Genomic DNA, 9,427 nt, shown 5'->3' on the forward strand with positions numbered 1-9,427 from the left:
TTTAAAAGTCAGCGAGTAATCGCGCTGTGTCCGTTTCACACCTTGTCCCATCGGGTTCTCCATTTATTGGGGGGGAAAGGTGTAAACCATATTCAGGACGGGACACGAAAAAACAAAAAGCCCTGCCAGATTGGCAGGGCTTTTTCAGTCAACCGCATAGCTGGGGAGTCAAGCTCCCGAGCCGCTTACTGGTTGTGGGTAGAGCGACGTGGACGACGGGCCTGAGCCGGTTTGCCAGCGCCATCAGCCGGACGCTGACCACCTTGCGGCTTGGGCTTGCCACCGTTACCGGTACGTGCACCACCCGCATTGCCATTGGAGGCGGAACGACCGGCACCCTGACGCTGGCCTTGACCTTGCGGACGCGGCGAACGGCGCTGCTCGCTCGGATCGCGGGGCTCTTTGCGAAGCGGCGCGCCGATACCACGGGCGATGTTGTCGAGGGTCTCGCGGGAGGCTTCAAAACCGGCTACCTGCTCGCACGGGATGTTCTGCTTGGTCAGACGCTCGATCGCCTTGATAAGCTTCCCTTCATCGGCTGCAACCAGGGAGATGGCGTGACCGGCAGCACCGGCACGACCGGTACGACCGATGCGGTGAACGTAATCTTCCGCCACGTTCGGCAACTCGAAGTTGACCACTTGCGGCAGCTTGTCGATGTCAAGACCACGGGCGGCGATGTCGGTCGCCACCAGCACCTTGACGCTACCATCCTTGAAGCCGGCCAGTGCGCGAGTACGGGCACCCTGGCTCTTGTTACCGTGGATGGCGGCGGCGCTGACGCCGTTCTTGTCGAGGGTCTCGGCAACACGGTTGGCCATGTGCTTGGTACGGGTGAACACCAGTACCTGCTGCCAATTGTTGCTGGTGACCAGATGGCTCAGCAGCGCAATCTTGTTGGCCTTGTCGCACGGATGCACCAGCTGCTCGATACGCTCGGCAGTGCTGTTGCGAGGGGCCACTTCGATCACTGCCGGGTTATCCAGCAGACCGGTGGCCAGTTCGCGGATCTCGTCGGCGAAGGTGGCAGAGAAGAGCAGGTTCTGGCGCTTCTTCGGCATCAGAGCCAGGATGCGGCGGATGTCGCGGATAAAGCCCATGTCGAGCATGCGATCCGCTTCGTCCAGTACCAGAATCTCCACCTCGTCAAACTTGACGGCGTTCTGGTTGTAAAGATCCATCAGGCGGCCAGGACAGGCCACCAGCACGTCCAGGCCACGGCGAGTTGCCATCATCTGCGGATTGATGCTGACGCCGCCAAACACGACGTGGCTGCGCATCGGCAGGTGTTTGCCGTAGTTACGCACGCTCTCGCCCACCTGGGCGGCCAGCTCGCGAGTCGGGGTCAGCACCAGCGCACGAATGCGGTTCGGAGACACCTTGCGCTTGCTCTCCATCAGACGTTGCAGCATCGGCAGGGTAAAGCCTGCGGTCTTGCCGGTCCCTGTTTGGGCCGCCGCCATCAGATCGCGGCCAGCCAGAACGGCGGGGATCGCTTGCTGCTGAATGGGAGACGGGGTGTCGTAGCCTTGTTCGGCAACGGCACGTAACAAGGGTTCGGCCAGACCGAGGGAAGTAAAACTCATAATTACCTGCTAGAGATAGGGGCGCCGGGGATTTGTGGTGGGGCTCCTCTGCTGAGCCGATGCCATCTCACAAGATCTGGGCCTATTGAGAAAACAACGATTTCCCCGGGGAGCAGAGCAAAGGGGAAAGAATAGAGGCGCAGTCTAACGGAGTTGCCCGGGATAAACGAGAAAAATGTGATGCTCCTCCCAGCACGAACAGAAAATCCCCCTCCTGCCCCCCGAATAATCCCGTTGATTGATGTAGCACGCACCACACTATTAACTGGCAACACAATATCAGCCCTCGCAGGCATGGCTCGCGGGGCAAACGCACGGGATAAAAGAACACAATAACGAGGTTTAGCTATGACCACGCCATATCGTCCCCGCGGCAGCTGGCAGGCAAGGATTGGCCTGCTGCTTCTGCTGCTAAGCCCTGCGCTGCAGGCCAGTCAGACTCTGACCGTGGCCTGGAGTCACTGGCCCCCCTTCAGCCAAATCAACAACCGGGGTGAGCTGGATGGGCTGGATGTCAGCCTGACCCGCCAGATCCTCACCCAGGCGGGCTTTGCCCCCAAGTTTCGCGAACTTCCCTGGGCGCGGGCACTGCATCTGGTAGAACACGATCAGTTGGATGTGGCGATGGCCGCCCTCCCTCTGCCGGAGCGCCAGAGCTATGCCCGCTTCTCGACACCCTACCGCCAGAGTGCCTATGTGCTGCTGAGCAATGACCCTATTCCCGGCCATCAGGATCGCTGGGCGCAGCTCGATAATCTGCCCGCGCTGTGCCACGAGAAAGGACTCAAGATAGGCAAGTTGCGCGGCACCCGTCCCATGCATCAGATGGATAGCTGCCCGGCGCTTAAAATGGCGACCGAATACAACGCCGATGAGCGGATGATAGATCTGCTGCTGGCCCGCCGCCTCGATGGCATCATCATGGAGTGGCAATATGCCCGCTACCGGCTGGCCCAGCTGGGGGCCGAAGAGTTTATCAGCTGCCAACTGTTGCTACACCACCAACCGGTCAGTCTGATGTTTGCCAAAAACAGCGTGAGCGAAGAACAGATCCTCAAAGTCAACGAGGCCATTCATGCCTTGCCCAAACCCCACAACAAGTTCTCGCCCCCCAGGTGTCGCCTCAATGCCGATCCGGGCGCCGCGGATCTGCTGACCCGCACTCTCCGCAAGCATTGACGGGTTGAGCAATCACCTGAAATAGCAAAGGCGACCCGAAGGTCGCCTTTTTGGTATTGTCGAACTTGTTCCCCAAACAGGGAGCGATCAGTCGATGAGCAGCAACAGCGATCAGCGCAGCTGCGGGGTGTGAGTCAACACCCCCTGATTCTGGGCACGATGGCGCAACAGGTGATCCATCAACACCAGCGCCAGCATGGCTTCGGCGATGGGCACGGCGCGGATGCCGACACAAGGATCGTGACGACCCTTGGTGATCATCTCGATAGCCTCGCCTTCGGTATTGATGGTCTTGCCCGGCACAGTGATGCTGGAAGTTGGCTTGAGCGCCATGCTCACCACGATATCCTGCCCGGATGAGATGCCGCCCAGAATGCCGCCCGCATGGTTGCTGGCAAAGCCCGCCGGGGTCATCTCGTCGCGATGTTCGGAGCCTTTTTGCTCCACTACCGCAAAGCCGTCACCGATCTCCACCCCTTTCACCGCATTGATGCCCATCATGGCGTGGGCGATATCGGCGTCGAGACGATCAAACACCGGCTCACCCAGGCCCACCGGCACATTGCGCGCAATGACCTGCACCTTGGCACCGATACTGTTGCCCTCTTTCTTCAGGTCACGCATGTATTGATCGAGCTCTTCCAACTTGCCCGCATCGGGGAAGAAGAAGGGATTTTGCTCAATCTGCGCCGCGTCAAAGCCTTCCGCCTTGATGGGGCCGAGCTGGGAGAGAAAACCGGTGATCTCGATGCCATGCACCTGCTTGAGGTACTTCTTGGCGATCGCCCCCGCCGCTACCCGCATCGCGGTCTCGCGTGCCGAGGAGCGACCACCGCCGCGATAGTCCCGCTGACCATACTTCTGGTGATAGGTGTAGTCAGCGTGACCCGGCCGGAACAGATCCTTGATGTCGGAGTAATCCTTGGAGCGCTGATCGGTGTTCTCGATGAGCAGCCCGATGGATGTGCCGGTGGTCTTGCCCTCGAACACCCCGGAGAGGATCTTCACCTCGTCCGGCTCGCGGCGCGGCGTTGTGTAGCGGGAGGTACCGGGCTTGCGCCGATCCAGATCCCCCTGCAGATCCGCCTCGCTGATCTCCAGCCCTGGCGGGCAACCATCGACCACGGCGCCCAGCGCCAGGCCGTGGCTCTCGCCAAAGGTAGTGACCCGAAAGAGTTGACCAAAACTGTTCCCTGCCATGCGCGCTCCTGCTTAGTTCTTGTAGATGGCGAAATGATCCTGATACTGCACCAGCTCGTCGCGGGTCATCACAAAGACGCCATGACCGCCGTTTTCGAATTCAACCCAGGTAAAGGGGATCTCGGGGAACTGGGCTTCCAGATGGATCATGCTGTTGCCCACTTCGACCACCAGCACGCCGTTATCCTTGAGAAAGTCTGCCGCATGGGCCAGCAGACGCTTGGTCAGCTTGAGACCATCGGAGCCGGACGCCAGCGCCAGCTCGGGCTCGTGACGGAACTCGTCCGGCAGATCCGACATATCTTCGGAGTCCACATAGGGCGGGTTGGAGACGATGAGATCGTACTTGTCGCCCGCCGGCAGATCGCGGAACAGATCGGAGCGGATCGGAATGACCTGCTGCTCCAGCCCGTGATCGTTGATGTTGCGCTCGGCCACGTTCAGCGCATCAATGCTGATGTCGATGGCATCTACTTCCGCTTCCGGGAACTCGTGGGCCATGATGATGGCGATACAGCCGGAGCCGGTGCACAAGTCCATGATCCGGGTCGGTTCATGTTTGAGGAAGGGCGCGAAACGGTTGGCCACCATCTCCGCAATGGGGGAACGGGGAATGAGCACCCGCTCGTCCACGTAGAACTCCCAACCGGCATACCAGGCCTTGTTGGTCAGGTAGGCGGCCGGTACTCGCTCCTGTACCCGGCGGATAATCAGTTCTGCGATACGGTGACGCTCGCTGCTGGTGAGACGGGAGTGGCGCATGGCCGGGTCTACATCCGGTGGCAGATGTAACGCGGGCAGTACCAGCTGCACAGCTTCATCCCAGGCGTTGTCGGTTCCATGACCGTAAAAAATCCCGGCGTCGTTGAAACGACTCATGGCCCAACGCAACATGTCCTGGATGGTGTGCATCTCGGCAACCACCTCATCGATAAATATCTTGTCCAAATCCACCTCCAAGTCGAGTAATATCCGGCCCGAGCCCCGTTTACGTTGCGGGCAAGACGCATACTTAATACATGAGCATCTGATGAAAAAAACGCCCTCACCGACAGACGAGGAAACCCTGCTGTTCCGCGATGCGATAAAAGGTACCCGGAAAATCAAGCAAGATACCATAAGGGCCGAGTTACGCCCGGTCAAGCAGAAACGCGAATTGCGCGAAACCCGCGAAAAGCTTGGGGTTGACCACTATTTCAGCGATGAGTATCAGCCCCATCTCGACGATGATGGGCCGACCCGTTACGTGCGGGAAGATGTGTCAAAATTTGAGCTGAAAAAGCTCAAGCGGGGGATTTATCCGCCGGAGATCTATCTCGATCTGCACGGCATGAATCAGCAGCAGGCAAAACAGGAGCTGGCCGCCCTGCTCACCCTCTGCCAGAAAGAGAACATTCACGTCGCCTCGGTGATGCACGGCATCGGCAAACATATTCTCAAGCAGCGCATTCCCAGCTGGCTGGCCCAGCACCCCAATGTGCGCGCCTTCCATCAGGCCCCCCGCGAATGGGGTGGCGACAGCGCCATTCTGGTGTTGCTGGATATCGAAGAGTAGTTAGCCAAACGACCACACTATACTGAATATCAATATGTTATTCGCCGTGGAGGTCGCATGTTTACACAGGGTTCCCATGCCGACATAAAGTCATCTCTCGACGCCATCGGCGCCGCCGTGGCGGTGTTCAGCCTCGACAAGGATGATCACTTTGTGCTGGTCTCTGCCAACGATACCTTTGCCAAGGCGTTCGAGCTGGATGTCCTTGGCAGCATTGGCAAACAGCTGAGCGAGATGTTTCCCCGCTACATCACCAATACCATCGAGCCGCCAATGCACGAGTGTGTGCGCATGCAGACCGGGCTCGAGAGCGAGCTGCCCATCGACAGCCTCTCGCGCACCAGTTGGTGGCGCTTTATTCTCTCCCCAATCATCCCCGAGCAGGCACGGATCAACCGGATCATCGTCACCGCCATCGATATCACTGCCAAAAAGCAGCTGGAAGAGGCACTCACCACCAGTCGCCGTCGCTTCGAAGCGGTGGTCAACTCCGCCTATGACGGCATCATCAGTGTCAGCAGCGAATCGCGCATCGAGCTTATCAATACCGCTGCCTGCGAGATGTTCGGGATCGACGAGAGTTATCTCGGCAAGCGGCTGGAAACCCTGCTTCCCCAGCGTTTTCGCGCCAATCACGAAACCTATTTCAAAGCCTTCAGCAGCTCCCCCATCAATTCGCGCCCGATGCATGCCCGCGCCTCGGTGATGGGTCTGCGCCGAGACGGCAGCGATTTTCCGCTGGAGGTGACCATCGCCAAAATCAATCTGGGCCCGACCACCGAGATGACCGCCATCTTGCGGGATATCTCGGAGCGAGCCCGACTGGTGGAGGAGTTGAAGGTCGCCGCCACCACGGATCCCCTGACCGGCATTGCCAACCGGCGCCGCTTCAACGAGCTGGTCAACGCCGAGATGCAGCGCTGCCAGCGTTTCGGCCATACCATGAGCCTGCTGCTGATCGATATCGACCACTTCAAGGAAGTCAACGACACCTTTGGCCATCAGCAGGGAGATCTGGCAATCCTGAGTCTGGTGAAACGGATCAGCAAACAGCTGCGGGAGGTGGACATGCTGGGTCGCTGGGGTGGCGAAGAGTTTATCGTGCTGCTACCGGAAACCTCTCTCGAGCTCGCCTGGGCCAGCGCCGAGCGGATCAGGCTAGCCATCGAATCCCAGCACCATGCACTGGAGGGGGCTATTGAGATCTCCCTCACCATCAGTATCGGGATCTGCGCCAGCAAGGGCAGCCATGACACTGTAGAGAAGATGGTTAGACGAGCCGACACCGCCCTGTATCTGGCCAAGAAACAGGGGCGCAACTGCTGCCGCAAAGAGGAGCCGGAACCGACCTGATGGCGCACGCCCCTACCCTCTGGTGACTCAGCTAACCTGTGCCTGCAGAGATAACCAACCGCAACGAATACAAAAGACAGCGCGACTCTCTTCGGTAGCGCTTTTTTTCGTCCTGCTTTTGGTGGACTCAACCATCAAGGGGACGGCTAAAGCGCAGTGGGTCACCATCAGCCAGAGAGAGCCTCACCGACAGCATGCCGCCGTTGGGCAATTGCCACTCGAAGAAGTCATCAAATCCGGCAATCGTTACGGCGCGGATCACCTTGGCGTCTACACCATGTGCCACTAGCAGTATCCGCTCCCCTTGCATGGTCGAAGCAAGTTCCGTGAGTCCCTGCGAGACCCGGGCAATCACCTCATCAATGGTTTCACCACCGGGAGGAGCGTCAGCCCAGCGCCGGGTGATATTGCGCGCCCACAGTTCGGGATAGCGATCCCTCGCTTCTGCCTGCGTCAGCCCTTCAAACAGGCCGACATCCCGTTCACGAAAGGCCGGCACAAGCTCCACAGGCAATCCCAACTGACGAGACAAGATGGTAGCGCTCTCCCTTGTTCGAAGCAGAGGGGATGCCAGCAACCGATCAAACGGCTGCTGTGCCACAGCCACCTTCTCAGCCAGACAAGAGATCTGGCGCACGCCATCGTCATTGAGCCCGATATCCAGCGCGCCCTGATACCGTCCTTCCGCATTGGCTTGCGTCTCTGCATGGCGGATCACCACCAGTTCCATGGTGCACTCCTCTTTCCTGCTATCTGCTTAGTGATTAAACCACATACGACTTCCCATTCGGATAACGAGACGACAATCCCCATTCATCTGCGCACTTTAACGATTCTTTAAAATCGAGCAAGATTACCTCGCTCGCAGTAAAAAACATCCGCCGAACTACATACTCTCATCCGTAAACAAATAGATACATATGACATTTACATCCAACATGTTCATTTTTCTCTCTGTGAAATAAATGTCGCCAAGGTGATACCATGCATTGATAGATGGGAAGAATAGACACCCTCATCATAAATACGACAAAGATGGCGTCATGGGTGTGCTCTGCGAACCCATCGTTTAGCAAAACATCACTCAACGCTTTTTAATATTGCTGCGCAGCAAGGTTAAAACATTAAATCCAGCCATCAATAAAATTTGATATGGATCGTTTACGTCACTTTAAATGGGAAAGAAAAGTTGGCTGACAAATACAGTTTCCCTTCCAGATTGACGGTTCTTTTTTTAATCGCTGCACATATTGCCCCCTGCGCAAAAAATATATTAAAAGGGGGCTAAGCCCCCTCTCCTTATCAATGGATGGACTGTCTCTTTATTGGGTCGTCACCAACGCCCAGGGGCCACCTTTGGCGGGATCATCCCCTTGCGTCCACCATTTGGCCTGATAGACGGCGCCCTTGTAGCTCACCTTGTTGCCAGCGGTGTAGACCTTGGTCGCTTCCCAGGCCGGGTTGCCACCGATGGGGGGTTCACTCGGATCGACCGGCGGTGGAGTCAATTTGTCCACGATCCGCACTTTCGGCCAGTTGGCGTGGGAGCCGTAGAAGTTGGTCACGCATTTCTCGTAATCACCCGGCACCAACGCAGAATAAGCGGTCTGAAAGCCCACCAGTTCGCACTCGAAGGAGTAACCGCCCGGGCGATCCGGATAGTATTTCCAGTTGCCATCCCAGTTGGTGTAGAGCACGTCGGTAGCGCCGTTAAGATTGAGGCTGCCATAGGGAGTCTGCTGCCAGCAGGTGTTCTTCTCATCCGCCTTGATCGGGATCTGGTAGTGGTTGGCCAGCCCTTCCCAGTAGCGGATACGATTGACCGGCTGCCCCTTGTCCTTGTTCTGTTCACCACACTCGATGCCGCCGTTGATGACGTTGATGGTGGTACCGAAGCCATAGCCGATACCGGCGTCAGCCTCCCGTTTGGAGGGTACCCAGGTGCGATCAATCACGTGCAGCATGGCCGGTTTCGGGGCCTGCGGGGTGAGGAAAAACCAGATGGCAGAAGCGAGGTTGAGCCAGGAGTCTGCCACCAGCCCCGGGTTGTTGAGCAGCACGGAGGCATCGCCATCAAACATCGCCTCGGAGAAGGCGCCGTAGTTGAAGTGGTAAGAAAGCTGCTTGGCGCCGCGGCCGAAGTACCCCTGACCCGTGCTGCAGGGCCACTTCTTGTTCTGCCAGTCGTTCTGGCCACAGCCGGTGGTGTAGCCGGTCTGTCCCTCTGACCAGCCCATCTCCCGCACATGCACCAGTGCCTGTTGCCACTCCTCCAGCCCCAGCGGGTTATCGGAGACGTTCTCCTTGGCAATATGGCCACCTGTCTCCTGAGAGAAGTGGGCAAAGGCCGTCACAATGGATTTTTTACAGATCGCATCAGAGTCGCGACCGTCGGTATATTCGCCACAGAACGCAGGGAATTTACCGATGGCTCGCAAGAAGCGGACATAAGTATATTCCGGCGCTGCCATCTGGGTTAAGGAAGGTGCGAATAAGCGGGGAAATTCTCCTCGGCTGACTCAGTCATTTCATTTCTTCATGTTTGAGCCGATTT

The 9,427-nt window shown here is 57.9% G+C and carries 7 protein-coding genes and 1 pseudogene; 3 read left to right on the forward strand and 5 right to left on the reverse strand.

The genetic code is table 11. The annotated features are described in order from the left end of the window. Positions 1-185: 185 nt before the first annotated feature. Complete coding sequence (locus OKC42_RS22100; RefSeq protein ID WP_270820918.1) at positions 186-1,586, reverse strand: DEAD/DEAH box helicase; 1,401 nt, start codon at positions 1,584-1,586, stop codon at positions 186-188. Positions 1,587-1,934: 348 nt separating this feature from the next. On the opposite strand from OKC42_RS22100, the gene OKC42_RS22105 reads away from it, so the two are divergent. Next, a complete protein-coding gene (locus tag OKC42_RS22105; protein WP_040065629.1) occupies positions 1,935-2,765 on the forward strand; it encodes a substrate-binding periplasmic protein in 831 nt (276 codons plus the stop codon). A 111-nt stretch (positions 2,766-2,876) separates the two neighbouring features. Here the strand turns inward: OKC42_RS22105 and aroC are convergent, their stop codons facing one another. Both aroC and prmB read right to left on the reverse strand, forming a co-directional pair. Continuing rightward, a complete protein-coding gene (gene aroC, locus OKC42_RS22110) occupies positions 2,877-3,965 on the reverse strand; it encodes a chorismate synthase (RefSeq protein ID WP_058058188.1) in 1,089 nt (362 codons plus the stop codon). A 12-nt stretch (positions 3,966-3,977) separates the two neighbouring features. Beyond that, positions 3,978-4,913, reverse strand: coding sequence for a 50S ribosomal protein L3 N(5)-glutamine methyltransferase (gene prmB, locus OKC42_RS22115; RefSeq protein WP_005360393.1), 936 nt, complete (start codon positions 4,911-4,913; stop codon positions 3,978-3,980). A gap of 82 nt (positions 4,914-4,995) precedes the next feature. On the opposite strand from prmB, the gene smrB reads away from it, so the two are divergent. Both smrB and OKC42_RS22125 read left to right on the forward strand, forming a co-directional pair. After that, positions 4,996-5,520, forward strand: coding sequence for an endonuclease SmrB (gene smrB, locus OKC42_RS22120; protein ID WP_005333198.1), 525 nt, complete (start codon positions 4,996-4,998; stop codon positions 5,518-5,520). Between the two features lie 57 nt (positions 5,521-5,577). Next, entirely contained in the window at positions 5,578-6,873 is a 1,296-nt protein-coding gene (locus OKC42_RS22125) for a sensor domain-containing diguanylate cyclase (RefSeq protein ID WP_270820919.1), read from the forward strand. 127 nt (positions 6,874-7,000) lie between these two features. Here the strand turns inward: OKC42_RS22125 and OKC42_RS22130 are convergent, their stop codons facing one another. Further along, positions 7,001-7,603: a histidine phosphatase family protein gene (locus OKC42_RS22130; RefSeq protein WP_270820920.1), complete on the reverse strand. Its 603-nt coding sequence runs from the start codon at positions 7,601-7,603 to the stop codon at positions 7,001-7,003. Positions 7,604-8,195: 592 nt separating this feature from the next. After that, positions 8,196-9,356 (reverse strand): annotated as a pseudogene (locus OKC42_RS22135) (chitinase); the annotation flags it as partial. Positions 9,357-9,427: the final 71 nt, after the last annotated feature.

The sequence above is a fragment of the Aeromonas sp. Y311-2 genome (genome assembly GCF_027706025.1).
GTDB classification, from domain to species: Bacteria; Pseudomonadota; Gammaproteobacteria; order Enterobacterales; family Aeromonadaceae; genus Aeromonas; species Aeromonas veronii.